Below are 18,937 nucleotides of genomic sequence, written 5' to 3'. Positions count from 1 at the left end.
GCTACAAGATAGTTTATTGACTCGTCAATCAAGAAAAATCTTAGAAAAAATCTGGAGTGCTTATGACCTATCGTTCCCTTCTTATCGCGACTGCTGCCTCGATGACCTTTGCGGTTTCGGCGCAGGCGAAAGGATGCGACGAAGTGGTATTTTCCGATGTCGGCTGGACCGATATCACCGCGACAACCGCTGTAACGACCAAACTACTCGAAACGCTGGGCTACCGGACCGAAACCCGCGTTCTTTCCGTCCCCGTCACCTATACCGCCCTTGCAAATGGCGATGTTGATGTATTCTTGGGCAACTGGATGCCCACCATGCAGGCCGATATCGCCCCCTATGTGGAGGCAGGCACCGTCGATACCGTGCGCACGAATCTCACCGGTGCGAAATATACGCTGGCCACCAATGCCGCCGGCGCCGCGCTCGGCATCAAGGATTTCTCCGATATCGCCAAACATGCCGACGAGCTGGGAAATCAGATCTATGGCATCGAGCCGGGCAATGACGGAAACCGGCTTATTGAAGACATGATTGACGCAAACGCGTTCAATCTTGCCGATTTTAACGTAGTCGAAAGTTCAGAACAGGGGATGCTGGCGCAAGTTGGTCGTGCAACCAACCGTGATAAGCCCATCGTTTTTCTGGGCTGGGCACCGCATCCGATGAATGCCAATTACACGCTGACCTATCTTTCGGGCGGCGATGACTGGTTCGGGCCGGATTACGGTGGCGCGGAAGTGCGCACCAATACCACCGCAGGCTATGTCGATGCCTGCCCCAATGTCGGGAAATTGCTGCAGAACCTCGAATTCTCGCTCGATGCGGAAAATACACTGATGGGGGCCATTCTCGATGAGGGCGAGGACCCCGAAGACGCGGCCACAAACTGGCTGGAAGCGCATCAGGACGCGGTCGCGCCGTGGCTCGAGGGCGTGACCACCCGTGACGGCAAGGACGCTTTCACCGCCTTTCAGGCTGCGATGAACAAGTAATAACAGAGAGCGGTAGAATATCTGCCGCTCCACCTTGCTCCGGGAGGCCGGAGCAAGAACCAGGGAATGACGGAGTACACTCATTATGGAATGGTTCTCAGGGATCGACTGGAAGATCCCCGTAGGTGACGCCGCCGAAACGGTGGTCGACTGGCTCAAGGACAATGCGGCAGGCTTCTTCGACTGGCTGTCGATGGTGATGGAAAACCTGATCGACGCGGTGCTGTGGCTCTTGCAGACGCCTCCGCCGCTGGTGCTGATCCTCGTCTTCGTGGCGCTGACATGGGGCCTGCAGCGCAGCTGGAAGAAATGCCTGATCGTTGCACTGGGGATGTTGTTCATCCTCAATCAGGATTACTGGAAAGACACGACCGAGACGCTGTCGCTGATCCTTGTCAGCTGTATCGTCTGTATGGGCATCGGCGTGCCTCTGGGCATTCTGGCCGCGCGCAAACGCTGGATCTATTCCGGCATGGAGCCCGTGCTCGATCTGATGCAGACGCTGCCGACCTTCGTCTATCTGATCCCCGCCGTGATCTTCTTCGGCCTCGGCATGGTGCCCGGCCTGATCGCGACAGTGATCTTCTCGCTGCCCGCCTCCATCCGCCTCACCTATCTGGGCATCTCCTCGACCCCCACCGCGCTGACCGAAGCCGCCGAAGCCTTCGGTGCGACCTCGTTCCAGAAGCTGTGGAAGGTCGAGCTTCCTGCCGCCTTCCCGCAGATCATGGTGGGCCTCAACCAGACCATCATGCTCTCGCTGTCGATGGTGGTGATCGCCACGCTCGTGGGCGCGGGTGGCCTCGGCACGCCGGTGATGAACGGGCTCAACCGCATGAAACCCGATCTGGGCTTTGAATCGGGCTTTGTCATCGTGGCGCTGGCGACCGTGCTTCGCCTGATGCTCGAAGTGCGTAAGGAGAAGTAAGATGGCGAAACCTGCAATCGAATTCGACAATGTTTCCATCGTCTTCGGCGAAGCTCCCCTGTCGGCCCTGCCCTTGATGGACGAAGGAAAAACCCGCGCCGAGGTGAAGGACGCCACCGGCCAGGTGCTGGGTGTGCATAACTGCTCGCTCAAAGTGGCCGAGGGCGAGATCCTCGTGCTGATGGGGCTCTCGGGCTCGGGCAAATCGACGCTCCTGCGCGCGGTCAATGCGCTCAACCCCGTCTGCCGCGGCTCGGTTCTGGTGAACACGCCCAAAGGCCGTGTGGATGTCAGCCATGCCAAGGGCAAGGACCTTCTCAATGTCCGCCGCCACCATATCGCGATGGTCTTCCAGCAATTCGGCCTGCTTCCCTGGCGCTCGGTGCGCGAGAATGTGGGCCTCGGTCTGGAGCTTGGCGGCATGTCCAAGGCGGAACGTCGTGCGAAGGTCGAGCACCAGCTGGAGCTGGTGGGTCTTGCGCAATGGGCGGATGTCCGTGTGGGCGAGCTGTCGGGCGGCATGCAGCAGCGTGTGGGTCTGGCGCGTGCCTTTGCCACTGACGCACCGATCCTGCTGATGGACGAGCCCTTTTCCGCGCTCGACCCGCTGATCCGCGCCAAGCTGCAGGACGAGCTTCTGGAGCTGCAGGCCAAGCTGAAACGCACGATCATCTTCGTGAGCCACGATCTCGACGAGGCCTTCAAGATCGGCAACCGCATCGCGCTGATGGAAGGCGGGCGTATCGTTCAGGTGGGCACCGCCCGCGAGATCATCGCCAACCCGATCGACGAATATGTGCAGGATTTCGTCGCGCATATGAACCCGATGGGCGTGCTGACCGCCGAGGATCTGGCCGAGGATGGCCCCGCCGAGGGACCGGTTCTGGCCGCGCATGCACCGGTCAAGGACGTGATGCAGCTCCTGCGCACGCATCCTGTCGTCGCGCTTGACGACGGGCGCAAGATCACCCGCGAAGGGGTGATCGGCAAGCTGATCGACCCACAGGGATCAGCGGCATAAGCCATAGCACCGACAAACGAGAACGCGCCCCGAGGGGCGCGTTTTTCAGATCTGCTTGGTGGCACCGGCCAAGGGCGTCACACGCCGCTTCAGCCGCGCCTCGCGCCACGCCATATAGCTGACCGACGACACGATGATCGCCCCGCCAGCGATCACATAGGGGTCGACCGCCTCGCCGAAGATGAACCAGCCCGCAGCCGACGCCCAGACCAGCTGCAGGAAGACCACCGGCTGGGTCGCACTGATGGGGGCCGCCGCAAAGGCCCGTGTCATGGCATAATGGGCCAACGTTGCCAGCACCGCCACCAGCCCCAGAAGCCCCGCTTCCTTGAGCGTGACCGGCTGCCATTGCGCAATCGCCAATGGCGCGAGGCAGACCGCCACAACCAGCGTCAGCATCCCGACGATCTCGGTCGGCGCGGCGATGCCCGTCAGGCGCTTGGCCAAAAGGTAGGAGCCGCCGAACATCACCGCCGCCGCCAGCTGCGAATAATGGCCCGGCGTGATCTCGCGCAGACCCGGACGCAGGATGATCAGAGCGCCGACCAGCGCCACGACGATCGCAAGTATCCGCCGCCATGCGATCCCCTCGCCCAGCAGAAGCGCCGCGCCGAGCGTGACCACGATCGGGTTGAGATATCCGATGGCGGTGACATCGGCGATCGGGATCCGCGCCATCGCGTAGAACCACAGCAGCACCCCCGCCGCGTTAAAAGCCCCGCGCAGCCCGAAAAGCCCCCATGTCCTGGCCGGGTAGCCCTTGCGCAGGATCCGCCACAGCACCGGCGCCATGAACACGATCCCCCACGCATAGCGGATGAACCCCGATTGCGCGGCAGGCAGTTCGGCCCCCAGATAATGCACGATGATATTGACCATGGTGAAGCACAGCGTCATGGCCAGCATCCACAGTATGGCGATTGTGGGCGCATTGCCCGCGATTTGGGTCTTGTGTTCCATGGCGCGAGTTTTGGCACAGCCCTTGGGGAACACAAGCGTTCACATGTATGCTTACATTTCCATCACAGCCAAGCGCCATGCCACCGACAGCAAGAGACAGCCGACGCCAAGATCGAGGATCTGCCACGCCCGCGGCTTGGCGAAAACCGGCGCGAACAGGCGCGCCCCATAGGCCAGCGCAAAGAAGAAGCTGAACGAGGCCACCACCGCGCCGAAGCCGAACTGCAGGCCCTGCGCGGGAAACTGCGCCGACACTGCCCCCAGCAGCAGAACCGTATCGATCCAGACATGCGGATTGGCCCATGTGAGCACCACCATCACCCCCAGAACCTTTGGCAGGGGCTCGGCCGGACCGTAGGCCGGGTTCAGATGCGCCCCGCCCCGCCATGCGGACCCGAAAGCGCGCAGGGCATAATAGGTCAGGAATACCACGCCCCCCCAGCGCAGGAGCGGCGCAAGCCATGGCAGCCCAGAGGTCAGCGCCCCGAAGCCCGACACGCCAAGCGCGATCAGCGCCGCATCCGAGACGGCACAGAACAGCGCCACCGCAAAGACATGCTCGCCCCTGAGCCCCTGCCGCAGCACATAGGCGTTCTGCGCCCCGATCGCCACGATCAACCCCAGCCCGATCCGGAACCCTGCAAATGCCGCATCCATAGTCCGTCCTTTCCGTTTTGCGCTCTATCGCATAGGCGGTGCTTCAGACATACTGAATTGAATTACATCTAATTAAGGCAGGCTAATGCTGGACTATCCCGCCCTTCAGGCGCTGGCCATGGTCATCGAGACCGGCAGTTTCGAGGCCGCGGCACAGGCGCTGCGCGTCACGCCATCAGCGGTCTCGCAGCGGATCAGATCGCTGGAGGACCGGATGGGCGCGGTTCTGGTGATCCGCGGCCAGCCCTGCACCGGCACCGCCGAGGGTCTGCGGCTGGCGCATCATCTGGCGCAGGTCCGGCTGCTGGAACAGGGGCTTACCGGGCAAGGCGTGGCGCGGCTGCGGGTGGCCATCAATGCCGACAGCCTTGCCAGCTGGGCGCTTCCGGCGCTGGCGGGCCTCGGCGCGCTTTTCGATCTGGTGATCGAGGATGAAACGCAATCCGAAGGCTGGCTTAGGCGCGGCGAGGTGATGGCGGCGGTCACCACCAATCCGGTTGCGGTGGCGGGCTGCGATCTGAGCCCCTTGGGCAGGATGCGCTATATCGCCTGTGCAACGCCCGGTTTCATCGCCCGCCATTTCCCGCAGGGCGTCACGGCACAGGCGCTGGAAACGGCCCCCGCGCTGGTCTTTTCGGCCAAGGACGGGCTACAGGCGCTCTGGGCGCGCGAGCGTCACGCGACGACCCGCCCCCTGCCCGCGCATCACATCGGATCGACGCATGATTTTGTGCGGGCGGGATGTCTGGGGATGGGCTGGGCGCTCCATCCCGAAGCATTGGTGCGCGACCATCTGGCCTCCGGCGCGCTTGTCGTGCTGGACGAGAAACCGATGGAGGTCGCGCTTTACTGGCAATCGCTGCGTAACCTCAAAGACGCGCTGGCGCCGCTGTCACAGGCGCTGCGCCATGCGGCACGGGGCGCGCTGAGCCCGATGGTTTAGCTGGTGCAGGCCCTCCGGGCGCGTTAGGGAAAGCCCGCGCGGGAGATCGCGGGCGAGAAGGAGATAGGCAATGGGCTGGCAGATTACCGGTGGGGAGGTTCTGACGCAGGATGGGCTGGCAGAGGGTAGATTGACGCTCGAGCACGGGGTGATCGGTACGGGCCCCGGCGCCCGCCATCTGGATGCGACGGGCTTCTGGGTGCTGCCGGGCATTGTCGATCTGCATGGTGATGCCTTCGAGCGCCATCTGGCTCCGCGTCGCGGCATGGTGGCGGATCTGGGCGCCAATCTGGACTTTGTCGAAGGCGAGCTGGCCGCCTGTGGCATCACTACGGCGTGGCTTGCGCAATTCTGGTCTTGGGAGGGCGGCATGCGTGGCCCCGAATTTGCCACCCGTCTGGCACGAGCCCTGCAGGCCGCCGACCTGCGCCTCGATATGCGGATGCAGCTCAGGCTCGAGACCCATATGACCCACGATCTCGGGCCCGTTTGCGACCTGATCCGCGAGACGGGGATCGATTATCTCGTGTTCAACGACCATCTGCCGCATAAGGCGCTGGAAACCGGACGGAAGCCGCCACGGCTGAATGGCTCGGCGCTCAAGGCGGGGCGCTCCCCCGAGGCACATCACGAGATGATGCTGGCCCTCAAAACCCGCGACCCAGAGGTCGACAGCTTCGTGCGCGCCATCCTGCGCGCCCTACCCACCTTGCGTTTCGGGTCGCATGATGATGACGCGGATCTGCGCGACATCTGGGCGGGTCGCGGAGTCCGGATCTCGGAATTTCCCGTGTCGCATGCTGCAGCCAGCAAGGCGCAGGATCAGGCGGTGATTATGGGCGCGCCCAATGTGCTACGGGGCGGCTCGCATAACCGCGGCTCGGTCAGTGCCTCCGATCTGGTAGCCGAAGGTCTAGTGGATGCGCTGGCCTCGGATTACCACTATCCGGCGATGATCGGTGCGGTCTTCGCGCTGATCGAGCGGGGCATCTGCGATCTGGCCCAGGCATGGCGATTGGTCTCGGCAGGGCCTGCACGGGTGATGGGGCTCGAGGATCGTGGCCGGCTGGAGATGGGCCTGCGCGGCGATGTAGTGATCCTGTGCCCCGAGCGCCGGCGGGTGATGGGCTGTTTTGCGGCCGGACGTCCGGTATTCCTGTCGGGCGAGCTGGCGGAGCGGCTGAACTGAAAAGGTCGGGGAAATCCCCGACCTTCTGAGTGTTTCCCGCGGGCCTCAGGCCTTGAGGTTCGGGATGATCTGTTTCTTGCGCGACATGATGCCCGGTAACACGACGGTATCGCCCGATACCGAGCACCCGAAGGACGCTTCGGCGATCTGCTTTACGGTGTCATTGGGCACCAAGAGCGTGGCTTCCTCGTTGAGGATATCGATGATGAACAGCAGAACCTCATCGGCGTCGTCTTCCTTGGCCACTGCGGGCATCGTCGCCATCAGCGCATCCTTGCGGTCCAGAAGAACCTTCGGTGCGGTGGTTTCCAGAACCGAGACGCGCAGACCGGTCGAGCCCACGGTATATTCCTTGGAATCCATACGCAGCAGCTCGGCTTCGGAGAATTCCGACACATCGGATTTCGCCTCGAACATCTTGGTCGCCAGATCATTGATCGAGATACCGAGATCGGCGGCCAGCTTCTCGCAGACGGCGCGGTCATGATCGGTCGTGGTGGGCGAGCGGAATTCGAGCGTATCCGACAGGATGCAGGCCAGCATTGCGCCCTTGATCCCCGCAGGCGCCTTGGCCAGATCCTCGCCGATCAGATCATGCATGATGGTTGCCGTGCAGGCCAGCGGACGGATCGTGATATCGATCGGACCTTTGGTTTCCAGACCGCCGACCAGCTTGTGGTGATCGATGATCGCGGTGATATCGGCGGCGTTGATATCAGCGGGCAGTTCGGCGGGGTTGTTGGTGTCGACGATGACGACCTTCTCGCCGGCCTCGACGCCCGAGATGATCTCGGGCTTGTCCAGACCGAAATGCTCGAGCACGAAGGCGGCTTCGGTGTTGGGCTCGCCCAGAAGGCAGGGCTTGGCGTCGATGCCCTTCACTTCGTTGAGATACCACGCCCAGATAATGGGCGAACCGGTCGAGTCGGTGTCGGGCGATTTATGGCCAAAAACCTTGGTGGTCATCGGATTCCTCGGATTTGAATGACTTTGGACAATGTCTTAGACGCTGCGCGCGGGATTGTCACCTAGCGCCGCCGCTCAGAAGGTCAGCTTCCGCATCACCGGCGAAATCTGCCAGCCTTCCTGCGCAAGCAGCGTCAGAAGGCCGTCCCCGCCCACCATGTGCAGCGCCCCTGCCGCCACCATGATCGGCCCTTTGGCTGCCGCCTTCTCAATGACGGGCATCCAGTTGCGGTTGCGGGTGGTGATCAGAAGATCATGGGTGATCGCCAGCTGGTGGGTCACCGCGGCCGGATCCTCCCCGCGATCAAGCGCCTGCTGACGTTCGAACTCCCAGATCAGCTGGATCTCGCCGCGGGCATAGAGATCGGCCATGGTCGCCATCGTGGCATCGCCATCCTCCGTCGCCTCCATCGCCGATTTCAGCATGGCGATCTCGTCCTCTTGCGGGACGCCCTCCATCAGGGTGAACAGCGTGTCAAAGGGTTCGAGCGGCATGATTGGCACGTTGCGGGCCTGCGCCTCGGCCATCATACGCTTGTCCACCCCGCCCTGCCCCGCCTGCAGACTGCCAAGCATACAGCGCGGCATCGACAGGGTAATCATCACGAAGGAGGGCTGCATCTTGGCCAGCAGCGGCGCGGGAATACCGCGATCGGCCCCAAGCTGTCGCAACGCCTGCCAATCACGCTGCGACATCATATCGGGCAGCGTCTTGTCCGCCATGAACATCAGATCGGACCGCTCACCCATCGCCTTCTGAAGCGCGGCTTCCTCATCCGGCCCCGCTTCGACCAGCAACGCGGAGATCTTGTCGAATTCGGGCAGAAGAGCCTGTTGCAGTGCCAGATGGCGCGGATCGGGCACATGGTTGGTTCCGACCAGAATGATGGACTGCGTGCCCTTGGTCGCGCGCCAGACAACACCCTGCCCGTAAGCCGTCTGACGGGCCTTCTCGGTGAGCGCCATCCGCGTGGCGCGGGGCATCGCATCAAAGAGATTACGCCCCGTACAGGCCGCCTCCGCGGCTATGGGCGCAAGAACTCCGCCCAGAACCAGCACCGCCTGCAACAGACGTGACTTCAGGTGTTTGCGCAGCATCCGACCCCTCCCGTGATGACCTTCCCCACTCTAGCGCGCGCGCCCCTCAATGCCATCCCCCCAATAGGAACCGATCTGGGCGAGCGCGGCGAAAATCGCAAAATCCGCCCCTGTCGAGGCACATGTCAGGCGTTATGAAATTTGTCGCAAAAAATCTGGGGCGGGGTGTTGACACGAAGGGGGGGCAATGCCTAACTCCGGCATCGTTAGCACTCAGCAACAACGAGTGCTAAAAGCAACAACTCAGTTTTGGGAGTGACCCAGATGGCATTCAAACCGCTTCATGACCGTGTTCTGGTCAAGCGCGTCGAGAGCGAAGAAAAGACCAAGGGCGGCCTGATCATCCCCGACAGCGCGAAAGAGAAGCCGGCAGAAGGCGAAATCGTTTCGGTGGGCGAAGGCGCACGTAAAGATTCGGGCGAGCTGATCGCACCCTCCGTCAAAGCAGGCGATCGCGTTCTGTTCGGCAAATGGTCGGGCACCGAGATCACGCTGGAAGGCGTCGAGTATCTGATCATGAAAGAATCCGACATCATGGGCATCATCGCGTAAGCCACCCGCTTACCTGATCCCTGATTTCAAGAAATTCCAGTCAAGGAGCCAAAGATATGGCAGCCAAGGACGTAAAATTCGGCACCGACGCACGCAACCGCATGCTCAAGGGTGTCAACATCCTCGCAGACGCAGTCAAAGTGACGCTGGGCCCCAAAGGCCGTAACGTCGTTCTCGACAAATCCTTCGGCGCACCGCGCATCACCAAAGACGGTGTCTCGGTCGCGAAAGAGATCGAACTCGAAGACAAGTTCGAGAACATGGGCGCGCAAATGGTGAAGGAAGTCGCTTCCCGCACCAATGACGAAGCCGGCGACGGCACCACCACCGCAACCGTTCTCGCTCAAGCCATCGTTCGCGAAGGCATGAAATCGGTCGCAGCGGGCATGAACCCGATGGACCTGAAGCGCGGCATCGATCTGGCCACCACCAAGGTTGTCGAAGCGATCAAAGCGGCTTCGCGTCCGGTCAACGACACCAACGAAGTGGCTCAGGTCGGCACCATCTCGGCAAACGGCGAAGCCTCGATCGGCACGCAGATCGCGGAAGCGATGCAGCGCGTCGGCAATGACGGCGTGATCACTGTCGAAGAAAACAAAGGCATGGAGACCGAAGTCGAAGTCGTCGAAGGCATGCAGTTCGACCGCGGCTACCTCTCGCCCTACTTCGCCACCAACCACGACAAGATGACCGCAGAGCTCGAAGACTGCCTCATCCTGCTCCACGAGAAAAAACTCTCGTCGCTGCAGCCGATGGTCCCGCTTCTCGAGCAAGTGATCCAGTCGCAAAAGCCGCTGCTGATCATCGCGGAAGACGTTGAAGGCGAAGCGCTGGCGACCCTCGTTGTCAACAAACTGCGCGGCGGCCTGAAAATTGCTGCGGTCAAGGCACCGGGCTTCGGCGATCGCCGTAAGGCCATGCTGCAGGACATCGCGATCCTGACCGGCGGTCAGGTGATCTCGGAAGATCTGGGCATGAAGCTGGAAAGCGTCGGCATGGACATGCTGGGCACCGCGAAAAAAGTCTCGATCACCAAAGACAACACCACCATCGTGGACGGTGCTGGCGACAAGGCCGAGATCGAAGCACGCGTTTCGCAGATCCGCACCCAGATCGAGGAAACCACCTCGGATTACGACCGCGAGAAGCTGCAAGAGCGCGTTGCCAAACTGGCAGGCGGTGTTGCTGTCATCCGCGTGGGCGGCCTGACCGAAGTCGAAGTGAAAGAGCGTAAAGACCGCGTTGATGACGCGCTGAACGCAACCCGCGCCGCTGTCCAAGAGGGCATCGTTGTGGGTGGTGGTGTTGCTCTGGTTCAGGGTGCGAAAGCGCTTGAAGGCCTGACTGGCGCCAATAGCGACGTGAACGCAGGTATCGCCATCGTGCGCCGCGCGCTGGAAGCGCCGCTGCGCCAGATCGCGGAAAACGCAGGTGTTGACGGCGCGGTTGTCGCTGGCAAGATCCGTGAATCGACCGATCTGAAGTTCGGCTTCAACGCGCAGACCGAAGAATATGGCGACATGTTCGCATTTGGCGTCATCGACCCCGCCAAAGTGACCCGCACCGCGCTGGAAGACGCAGCCTCGATCGCAGGCCTGCTGATCACCACCGAGGCGATGGTTGCCGACAAGCCCGCTAAAGAAGGCGCAGGCGCGCCGGATATGGGCGGCATGGGCGGCATGGGTGGCATGGGCGGCATGATGTAATCAGCCCCCTTCCATTTGTGGAAGCTTCGGGAAAGGGTGCCTTCAGGCACCCTTTTTCTTTGCGCGATGCCCCGGACAGCAACGAAAGATGAACAAATGTCCACGGGGTGAACTATTATGCAACGCAATCAGAATTTCGGATAATACAACCTGATTTTTCACAATCAGCGGTTGCTCGCCGAAACTTCCTCGAATACGAATCATTAACTAAGTTTTGTGCGTAAATAGTCTGTGGTGGCCTCGGAAGCGGGTCTGAAATGAATGCTGATTTCTCTTCGGCCCTGAGCCGACCCAAACATGCCGATCTGCGGAATGCCGTCATCGAATCCCTCAAGGAATCGCTCTCGGCCTTGCGTGACTTTCTTGGCATGGAAACGATCTTCGTTTCCGAAATAGAGGACGGGCAGCTTTGGTTCCTCGCCGTCGATGAAGCGTCGCCCTTTCTGACGCCGCTGATCCCCGATAACTGCATGAAGCTCGACCGGACATTGTGCTACTGGGTCTGCAATGACATCCTGCCTCAGGTCATTCAGGGGAATGATCCGGTCATGCAGACCGTCCGTCGCCTCCGCGAGGACGAGAATTTCCAGATCGGCCTGCACATGTCGGTGCCGATCACCATCCATCCAGGACTACCCTTCGGAACGATCTGCTGCTTCTCGATGAAAGAGCGCGCGCCGCTCAGCGATCAGGAAATCCGCATATTCCGCACGATGGCCGATATGATCTCGACCAACCTGCGGCTTCAGGCGAAGATATCGGGCTTTGTCGAACCGATCGGGGAAGACCTTGCTCGCATGCTCAGCGCCCCGAGCATCCGGCCCGTATTCCAACCCATCCTCCATTTTGCCTCGGGCAGGACCTATGGCTTCGAGGGGCTGTCGCGCTTTACAGATATGCCGCACTACAGCCCGCAGGACATGTTCAGGCTGGCTACCCAATATGGAATGGGGCCCAAGCTGGAGCTGAACGCCACCAACAGCATTCTTGACGAGGCAGAGCGCATGCAGTGCCGCTCGCTCGTCTTCCTCAACCACTCCCCTGACAGCCTTCTGGCCCCTTCCCTACAGGCACGGCTCGAGAGCTACCTGAAGAGTGATCGGCAGCGTGGCCTTGCGATCGAGATTTCGGAACAGGCTGTCATACAGGATTTCAGCAGGCTCGAGCATCGCCTCTCGGCGCTCCGCGAGATCGGCGTCAAGATCGCGCTGGATGATGTCGGTCAGGGCAATGCGGGCCTAGCACATATCCTCGCCCTCAAACCCGATCTCATCAAGCTGGACCGTGTCGTGGTTGCGGGTCTCGAGGCGCATCGCGAGAACCGCGCGATGGTGCGCGCCCTTCTGCGGTTTGCCAAGGATATCGGCTGTGAACTGATTGCCGAAGGCATCGAGCGAGAGACCGAGCGCGCGATCCTGATGGAGCTGGGTGTCGAGCTGGGTCAGGGCTTCCATCTGGGCCGTCCGGCCCCCCTCCCCCTCCTGCATTAGGGCGTAATCTTTTAATACACGTCCCAGTCGTCGTCATGGCGCACAGGACCGATAGCCAGCCAGTCCGAACGCACGCGCGCGATCTTGGAATCTCCCCATGTGCGGAACACGATGACGAAGCCTTCCGTGGTAATCATATCGGCGGAGATATCCATCCGCGGATTATGTTGCTGGTCAATATCCCACATGGATAGCGTGACCTGCACCTTGGGCACGGCTGCATAGGGCTCGTCGAACGTGACGATGCGGCGCAGCTCGCGCGGGCCGGTGCCCGTCCACATCTGGCCACCATCCTGATAATCGGAAAAGAGCACGAGTGTTCCTTGGCTAATGCCAACAATCTGTGCATCTATCTTCAGCATCAAGGCGCTCCGTCTGCAAACACTACTACTCTGGACCCATTAAGTAAAAAAAAGCCCCACAACATTGCGGGGCTTTTTCTGAAAAGGTTGCTGTCTCAGCCGAGCATATGCGACCCGAGAGCCTCCATGTCCGCGAGCATTTTCGCGGTCATTTCGGCCACCGACGGGCTGGCTTCGTCATTGGCCTTACGCGCTTCCGCCACCAGTTCGGCGGCAATCTCTGCCGTGAACTCGGAGGCAGGAAGGGCGCGCTCGGCCAGAACGGAGATCCCCTCTTCGGAGATCTCGGCAAAGCCGCCTGTTACGGCATAGCTTTCCTCGCCCTTCTCGGACACGATCGTCAGCTTGCCGGGGCGCAACGAGGTGATGGTAGGCGCATGGCCCGGCATCACCGTCATGTCGCCCTCGGCACCGGGGACGAGAACCTGCGTGGCTTGAACGGAAGCGAGCTTCCGTTCGGGGGCCACGAGATCGGCTTGCATCGTATTGGCCATCAGCCGCCTCCTTACGCGTTAGCCGCGAGTTTCTCGGCTTTGGCTTTCACTTCCTCGATGCCGCCAACCATGTAGAAGGCTGCTTCCGGCAGGTGGTCATATTCGCCAGCGACAACGGCCTTGAAGGACGCGATCGTATCTTCCAGCGGAACCTGAACACCGTCGGAGCCGGTGAAGACTTTTGCCACATCGAACGGCTGCGAGAGGAAGCGCTGGATCTTACGCGCGCGTTGCACGGTGATCTTATCTTCTTCCGACAGTTCGTCCATGCCGAGGATCGCGATGATGTCCTGCAGCGATTTGTAGCGTTGCAGGATGTTCTGGACTTCGCGAGCCACGTTATAGTGCTCTTCGCCGAGGATCTGCGGATCCATCATGCGCGAGGAGCTGTCGAGCGGGTCCACGGCCGGGTAGATACCCAGTTCGGAGATCGCACGCGACAGAACGGTGGTTGCGTCGAGGTGGGCGAAGGTGGTCGCCGGTGCCGGGTCGGTAAGGTCGTCCGCCGGAACGTAGACGGCCTGGATCGAGGTGATCGAGCCCTTCTTCGTCGAGGTGATGCGTTCCTGCATCGCACCCATATCCGTGGCGAGCGTCGGCTGGTAGCCCACTGCCGAAGGAATACGACCCAGAAGTGCGGACACTTCCGAACCTGCTTGGGTGAAGCGGAAGATGTTGTCCACGAAGAACAGAACGTCCGAACCCGAGGTGTCGCGGAACTGCTCTGCGATCGTCAGACCGGTCAGAGCGATACGTGCACGGGCCCCCGGAGGCTCGTTCATCTGGCCGTAGACCAGTGCCACTTTCGATTCCGCAAGGTTATCGGGGATGATAACGCCGGATTCGATCATTTCGTGATAAAGGTCGTTCCCTTCACGGGTCCGTTCACCAACACCAGCGAACACGGAGTAACCCGAGTGCACTTTTGCGATGTTGTTGATCAGTTCCATGATCAGAACGGTTTTACCAACACCTGCGCCGCCGAACAGACCGATCTTACCGCCTTTTGCATAGGGCGCGAGAAGGTCGATCACCTTGATGCCGGTCACGAGGACCGAGCTTTCGGTGGATTGCTCGGCGAAGTCCGGCGCGGGCTGGTGGATCGCGCGGACTTCGTCCTTGGCCACGGGGCCCTGTTCGTCAACGGGCTCGCCGATGACGTTCATGATGCGACCGAGGGTCGCCGGACCGACCGGCACCGAGATCGGAGCGCCGATATCGGTCACGGCCGCGCCACGGACCAGACCTTCGGTCGAATCCATCGCAATGGTGCGGACGGTGCCTTGACCGAGGTGCTGGGCAACCTCCAGCACGAGGCGGTTGCCGTTGTTGGTGGTCTCGAGTGCGTTGAGGATCTCGGGCAGGCCGTCTTCGAACTGAACGTCCACGACGGCGCCGATGACCTGCGTCACTTTGCCATGCTTTGCCATTTGTGTGTTTTCTCCGGTTCGGTCAGAGCGCCTCGGCGCCCGAAATAATTTCCGTAAGCTCGGTGGTGATTGCGGCCTGGCGGGAACGGTTGAATTCCACGGTCAGGTCGTCGATCATATCGCCGGCGTTGCGCGTTGCGTTGTCCATTGCGGACATCCGTGCGCCTTGCTCCGAGGCAGCGTTTTCCAGAAGCGCCGTGAAGATCTGCGTTGCCACACCACGCGGCAGCAGGTCATGCAGGATCGCTTCTTCGCTGGGCTCGTAGTCATAGACTGCCGAGGCACCAGCTGCCTCTTCCGGTGCGTCGAAGGTCGCAGGGATGATCTGCTGCGCGGTCGGGATCTGGCTGATCACCGACTGGAAGCGCGAATAGAAAATCGTCGCAACATCGAACTCGCCTGCATCGAAGCGGGCCAGAACGTTCTTCGCAATGGATTGCGCATCGACATAACGAAGGTTCTTCACCCCCGACAGATCGACGTGATCGATGAACAGGTCACCAAGCTCGCGGCGCATCGAATCGCGGCCTTTTTTGCCGACGGTGATGATTTTCACCGTCTTGCCTTCGGCCTTGAGTTTTGCGGCAGCTTGCTTTGCCTTCTTCGCGATATTGACGTTGAAGCCGCCGCAAAGGCCGCGCTCCGCCGTCATCACCACGAGAAGATGCACCTGCTCGGAACCCGTCCCGGCCAGAAGCCGGGGCGCGCTATCAGAGCCGCCCACCGAGGCGGCCAGCGATGACATTACAGCGTTCATACGCTCGGCGAAGGGCCGCGCGTTTTCGGCTGCGTCTTGGGCGCGGCGCAATTTTGCTGCCGCGACCATCTGCATCGCCTTCGTGATCTTACGAGTGTTCTTGACGCTCGCGATCCGGTTTTTGAGGTCCTTAAGGCTGGGCATATCCCTATCCTTCCGGGCCGCTTACGCGAACGTCTTTGCGTATGCTTCGATTGCTGCTTTCAGCTTGTCAGCTGCTTCGCCCTTGATCTTGGGATCTTCGTTGGTGATCCAGTCAAGCACGTCTTTCTTGGACGAGCGCAGGAAGGTGATCAGACCGGCTTCCCAGCGGGTCACTTCCTTCACGTCGACCTTGTCGAGGAACCCGTGGGTCCCTGCGAAGATCACAGCAACGATCTCGGCATTGGTCAGCGGCGAATATTGCGGCTGTTTCATCAGCTCGGTCAGACGTGCACCACGGTTCAGAAGCTTCTGGGTCGCGGCGTCGAGGTCGGAGCCGAACTGGGCGAAGGCGGCCATCTCGCGGTATTGCGCGAGTTCCAACTTCACGGCACCAGCCACCGATTTCATCGAGTTGGTCTGAGCCGACGAACCCACACGCGAAACCGACAGACCGGTGTTCACTGCAGGGCGGATGCCTTGGTAGAACAGGTCGGTTTCAAGGAAGATCTGACCATCGGTGATCGAGATCACGTTGGTCGGGATGAACGCACCCACGTCACCGCCTTGGGTTTCGATAACCGGCAGAGCGGTCAGCGAACCGAGGCCGAACTCTTCGTTCAGCTTGGCCGAACGTTCCAGCAGGCGCGAGTGGAGATAGAACACGTCGCCCGGGAAGGCTTCACGCCCCGGCGGACGACGCAGAAGAAGCGACATCTGACGGTAGGCTACAGCCTGCTTGGTGAGGTCATCATAGATGATCAGCGCATGCTTACCATTGTCGCGGTAGTATTCGGCCATTGCGGTTGCCGCATAGGGGGCCAGATACTGCATCGGTGCCGGATCGGAGGCGGTTGCCGCGATCACGGTGGTGTAGGCCATAGCGCCCGACTCTTCGAGCTTCTTCACCAGCTGGGCAACGGTCGAACGTTTCTGACCGATAGCCACATAGAAGCAGTGCAGCGCATTCGCCGGGTCTGCGTCATTGTAGACTTTCTGGTTCAGGATGGTGTCGAGCGCGATTGCGGTCTTGCCGGTCTGACGGTCACCAATGATCAGCTCGCGCTGGCCACGGCCGATCGGGATCATCGCGTCAACCGACTTGATGCCGGTTGCCATCGGCTCGTGCACCGATTTACGCGGAATGATGCCCGGTGCCTTGACGTCGGCCACACGGCGCTCGGTCGCCTCGATCGGGCCCTTGCCGTCAAGCGGGTTACCAAGTGCGTCAACCACACGACCCAGGAGCGCGTCACCGGCGGGCACGTCAACGATCGAGTTGGTGCGCTTGACGGTGTCGCCTTCTTTGATGTCCCGGTCGGAGCCGAAGATAACGATACCGACATTGTCGGCTTCGAGGTTGAGCGCCATGCCGCGGATGCCGCCCGGGAATTCGACCATCTCGCCCGCCTGGACATTGTCCAGACCGTAGACGCGCGCGATACCGTCACCGACGGAGAGCACGCGGCCGACTTCGGCGACCTGGGCATCCTGCCCGAAATTCTTGATCTGCTCCTTGAGGATCGCAGAGATCTCAGATGCCTGGATACCCATTATCCAACCTCTTTCATGCTAGTCTGGAGGGAAGCGAGCTTCGAGCGGATCGAGGTATCGACCATGCGCGAGCCCAGCTTGACGATCATGCCACCGATGAGGGTCTCATCGACTGCAATGTTCAGTTGAACGGTTTTACCCGTCTTTGCCGCAAGCGCATCGGCCAGTTTGGCCTGCTGCTCTTGGGACAGTTCGGTTGCGGAAGTCACGTGTGCGGTGACCTCGCCTTTTTCTTCCGCGATCTTCGCGCTCAAGGCACTCAGGAGCATCGGCAGCAGATACAGACGGCGCTTTTGCGCCAGAAGGCCCAGCGTGTGGGTCATCGTTGCGCTCAGGCCCATGGCCTTTGCAATCGCCTCGATGGAGGCTTCCTGCTCTTCGCTCGAGTAGAGCGGGCTCTTGATCAGCCCCTGCAGATCGGCGCTCTCAGACAGCGCGACCTCCAGAGCATCGATCTCGCCCTTCAGCGCATCGAGCTGACCGGAGTCTTTGGAAATTTCAAAAACCGCCGTTGCATAACGGTCGGCGATGCCTGCGGAAATTGAAGCTGGTTCGGACACGGCCACCCTTCCGATGTTAATCCTCCACATGCAGCCTCCCGCTCCTGAAGGAACGGAAGGAAAATATGGAGATCTCCTCAGGGCGCGCCCACGCTCGCCCTCGTTTCGGTGTCAGGATGTAACAGAGCGATCCCCACCCCGCAACCTTCTTGCGCACTAACCCGTGAACATAGCCGACAGTTTTTGACTGTTTTTTAGGCTTCTCGCGCTATCTTCTTCCAGATTATGCCAATGGGCTTGTCTGCTGCCCGTAAAACAGGGGATTCCGCGCGTAGCGCGTTACGAATCTGCGGCAATATGCCCCAGCATCTAGATTTCCCGAAAGGTTCTGGGTGTTACATTTGTGTCGCGCCCATGCGTTGCACGCCAAGACGGCTCGGTTGCCGGCTTCGTGGCCCCTTCCAGAATCGACAGTGGCTTGCGCACCCGTGCTCCAAGACCCGGCCGGCGCGGCTGTGTCACCTGTTTCGACACTTCCAGCATGACAACCCCCGCCGCCAGCAGCCCCGAAATCTTCTGCCCGACCCCTTCCCACATCTGCGCCGAGCGCAACCAGAACCGCCGGTGCGAGGGAGGAATATAGAGCGTTGCGGTATGACGTTCGGGGACGAACCCGTTGCGGCGCGCCAGAGCATCAAGTTGCGACAGCGTATAGGGTTTCCCAAAACCGAACGGCGTTGTCTCGCGCGGTGCCCAGAGCCCCGCGCGGTTCGGCACGATCAGAAGCGCCCGTCCTCCCGGTCCCAGCACACGCCAGCATTCCTCCAGCAATTCGCCCGCGTTATCGGATTGCTCGATGGCATGCATCACTACCAGCCGGTCCACCAATCCCGTCTCGAGCGGCCATTGCACCTCTTCGGTCAGCACCGAGACATTCGGCTCGCCCGCAGGCCATGGCATCACGCCTTGCGGTGCAGGCATGAGCGAGATCACCCGGCGGGAGTTGGCCAGATAGGGTCGCAACAGGGGCGCCGCAAACCCGAAACCCGCGACCGTCCGCCCTGTGGCCCCCGCCCCTTCCGCAGGCCAGAGCGACAGCACACGGTCCCGTAGCGCGCGTTGTGCGACGCGCCCCAACTGTGTGCGGTAATAGAAATTTCGCAAATCAAGCACATCTACATGCATTGCAGCTCG

At 61.0% G+C, this 18,937-nt stretch carries 19 protein-coding genes; 8 read left to right on the top strand and 11 right to left on the bottom strand.

Translation table 11 applies throughout. The features are described 5' to 3' along the window. The first annotated feature begins 62 nt into the window (after positions 1-62). The 3 genes from choX to choV all read left to right on the top strand — a co-directional run bounded on the left by choX (position 63) and on the right by choV (position 2,944). Entirely contained in the window at positions 63-995 is a 933-nt protein-coding gene (choX, locus tag ABEB22_RS09115; RefSeq protein ID WP_406870130.1) for a choline ABC transporter substrate-binding protein, read from the top strand. A gap of 85 nt (positions 996-1,080) precedes the next feature. Next, a complete protein-coding gene (choW, locus tag ABEB22_RS09110; protein WP_339113209.1) occupies positions 1,081-1,923 on the top strand; it encodes a choline ABC transporter permease subunit in 843 nt (280 codons plus the stop codon). A gap of 1 nt (position 1,924) precedes the next feature. Next, positions 1,925-2,944, top strand: coding sequence for a choline ABC transporter ATP-binding protein (gene choV / locus ABEB22_RS09105; RefSeq protein ID WP_339113210.1), 1,020 nt, complete (start codon positions 1,925-1,927; stop codon positions 2,942-2,944). 45 nt (positions 2,945-2,989) lie between these two features. Here choV and ABEB22_RS09100 read toward each other — a convergent pair whose 3' ends face one another. Both ABEB22_RS09100 and ABEB22_RS09095 read right to left on the bottom strand, forming a co-directional pair. Beyond that, on the bottom strand, positions 2,990-3,904 hold the full coding sequence (locus tag ABEB22_RS09100; RefSeq protein WP_406870129.1) for a DMT family transporter: 915 nt from the start codon (positions 3,902-3,904) through the stop codon (positions 2,990-2,992). A 51-nt stretch (positions 3,905-3,955) separates the two neighbouring features. Further along, positions 3,956-4,561: a LysE/ArgO family amino acid transporter gene (locus ABEB22_RS09095; protein ID WP_406870128.1), complete on the bottom strand. Its 606-nt coding sequence runs from the start codon at positions 4,559-4,561 to the stop codon at positions 3,956-3,958. Positions 4,562-4,646: 85 nt separating this feature from the next. Here ABEB22_RS09095 and ABEB22_RS09090 point away from each other — a divergent pair, with 85 nt between their 5' ends. Together ABEB22_RS09090 and ABEB22_RS09085 are read left to right on the top strand one after the other, a co-directional pair. Beyond that, the gene (locus ABEB22_RS09090) at positions 4,647-5,504 is read left to right on the top strand and encodes a LysR family transcriptional regulator ArgP (RefSeq protein WP_406870127.1); all 858 of its coding nucleotides are present in this window, start codon (positions 4,647-4,649) and stop codon (positions 5,502-5,504) included. A 70-nt stretch (positions 5,505-5,574) separates the two neighbouring features. Then, positions 5,575-6,693, top strand: coding sequence for an alpha-D-ribose 1-methylphosphonate 5-triphosphate diphosphatase (locus ABEB22_RS09085; RefSeq protein ID WP_406870126.1), 1,119 nt, complete (start codon positions 5,575-5,577; stop codon positions 6,691-6,693). Between the two features lie 45 nt (positions 6,694-6,738). Here the strand turns inward: ABEB22_RS09085 and ABEB22_RS09080 are convergent, their stop codons facing one another. Further along, positions 6,739-7,659, bottom strand: a complete 921-nt coding sequence (locus ABEB22_RS09080) for a manganese-dependent inorganic pyrophosphatase (protein ID WP_406870125.1) — start codon at positions 7,657-7,659, stop codon at positions 6,739-6,741. Positions 7,660-7,734: 75 nt separating this feature from the next. Beyond that, positions 7,735-8,757, bottom strand: a complete 1,023-nt coding sequence (locus tag ABEB22_RS09075) for a TraB/GumN family protein (RefSeq protein ID WP_339113216.1) — start codon at positions 8,755-8,757, stop codon at positions 7,735-7,737. Between the two features lie 264 nt (positions 8,758-9,021). Here ABEB22_RS09075 and groES point away from each other — a divergent pair, with 264 nt between their 5' ends. The 3 genes from groES to ABEB22_RS09060 all read left to right on the top strand — a co-directional run bounded on the left by groES (position 9,022) and on the right by ABEB22_RS09060 (position 12,505). Next, positions 9,022-9,309, top strand: a complete 288-nt coding sequence (gene groES / locus ABEB22_RS09070) for a co-chaperone GroES (RefSeq protein ID WP_339109315.1) — start codon at positions 9,022-9,024, stop codon at positions 9,307-9,309. Positions 9,310-9,365: 56 nt separating this feature from the next. Beyond that, positions 9,366-11,015, top strand: coding sequence for a chaperonin GroEL (groL, locus tag ABEB22_RS09065; protein ID WP_339113217.1), 1,650 nt, complete (start codon positions 9,366-9,368; stop codon positions 11,013-11,015). Positions 11,016-11,272: 257 nt separating this feature from the next. Then, positions 11,273-12,505 carry an EAL domain-containing protein gene (locus tag ABEB22_RS09060; RefSeq protein ID WP_406870124.1) on the top strand — a complete coding sequence of 411 codons (1,233 nt, stop codon included), beginning with the start codon at positions 11,273-11,275 and terminating at the stop codon, positions 12,503-12,505. Positions 12,506-12,516: 11 nt separating this feature from the next. Here the strand turns inward: ABEB22_RS09060 and ABEB22_RS09055 are convergent, their stop codons facing one another. From ABEB22_RS09055 to ABEB22_RS09025, 7 genes are all read right to left on the bottom strand, one after another. Continuing rightward, the gene (locus ABEB22_RS09055) at positions 12,517-12,867 is read right to left on the bottom strand and encodes an H-type lectin domain-containing protein (protein WP_339113219.1); all 351 of its coding nucleotides are present in this window, start codon (positions 12,865-12,867) and stop codon (positions 12,517-12,519) included. Positions 12,868-12,962: 95 nt separating this feature from the next. After that, on the bottom strand, positions 12,963-13,361 hold the full coding sequence (locus tag ABEB22_RS09050) for a F0F1 ATP synthase subunit epsilon (protein WP_339113220.1): 399 nt from the start codon (positions 13,359-13,361) through the stop codon (positions 12,963-12,965). A gap of 11 nt (positions 13,362-13,372) precedes the next feature. Beyond that, positions 13,373-14,791: a F0F1 ATP synthase subunit beta gene (gene atpD, locus ABEB22_RS09045; RefSeq protein ID WP_350937074.1), complete on the bottom strand. Its 1,419-nt coding sequence runs from the start codon at positions 14,789-14,791 to the stop codon at positions 13,373-13,375. Between the two features lie 22 nt (positions 14,792-14,813). Next, positions 14,814-15,692 (bottom strand): F0F1 ATP synthase subunit gamma, encoded by an 879-nt coding sequence (locus ABEB22_RS09040; RefSeq protein ID WP_350937077.1) that lies wholly within the window; start codon positions 15,690-15,692, stop codon positions 14,814-14,816. A 21-nt stretch (positions 15,693-15,713) separates the two neighbouring features. After that, positions 15,714-17,243 carry a F0F1 ATP synthase subunit alpha gene (gene atpA, locus ABEB22_RS09035; protein ID WP_339113223.1) on the bottom strand — a complete coding sequence of 510 codons (1,530 nt, stop codon included), beginning with the start codon at positions 17,241-17,243 and terminating at the stop codon, positions 15,714-15,716. Then, positions 17,243-17,803: a F0F1 ATP synthase subunit delta gene (locus ABEB22_RS09030; RefSeq protein WP_406871141.1), complete on the bottom strand. Its 561-nt coding sequence runs from the start codon at positions 17,801-17,803 to the stop codon at positions 17,243-17,245. Before ABEB22_RS09030 ends, atpA begins: the two co-directional genes overlap by 1 nt. A 309-nt stretch (positions 17,804-18,112) precedes the next feature. Next, complete coding sequence (locus tag ABEB22_RS09025) at positions 18,113-18,928, bottom strand: methyltransferase domain-containing protein (protein ID WP_406870123.1); 816 nt, start codon at positions 18,926-18,928, stop codon at positions 18,113-18,115. Positions 18,929-18,937 lie beyond the last annotated feature (9 nt).

This window comes from Thioclava sp. 'Guangxiensis', from assembly GCF_045348365.1.
In the GTDB taxonomy this organism is placed as follows: Bacteria; Pseudomonadota; Alphaproteobacteria; order Rhodobacterales; family Rhodobacteraceae; genus Thioclava; species Thioclava kandeliae.
This window is presented reverse-complemented; position numbering and strand designations above follow the sequence as displayed.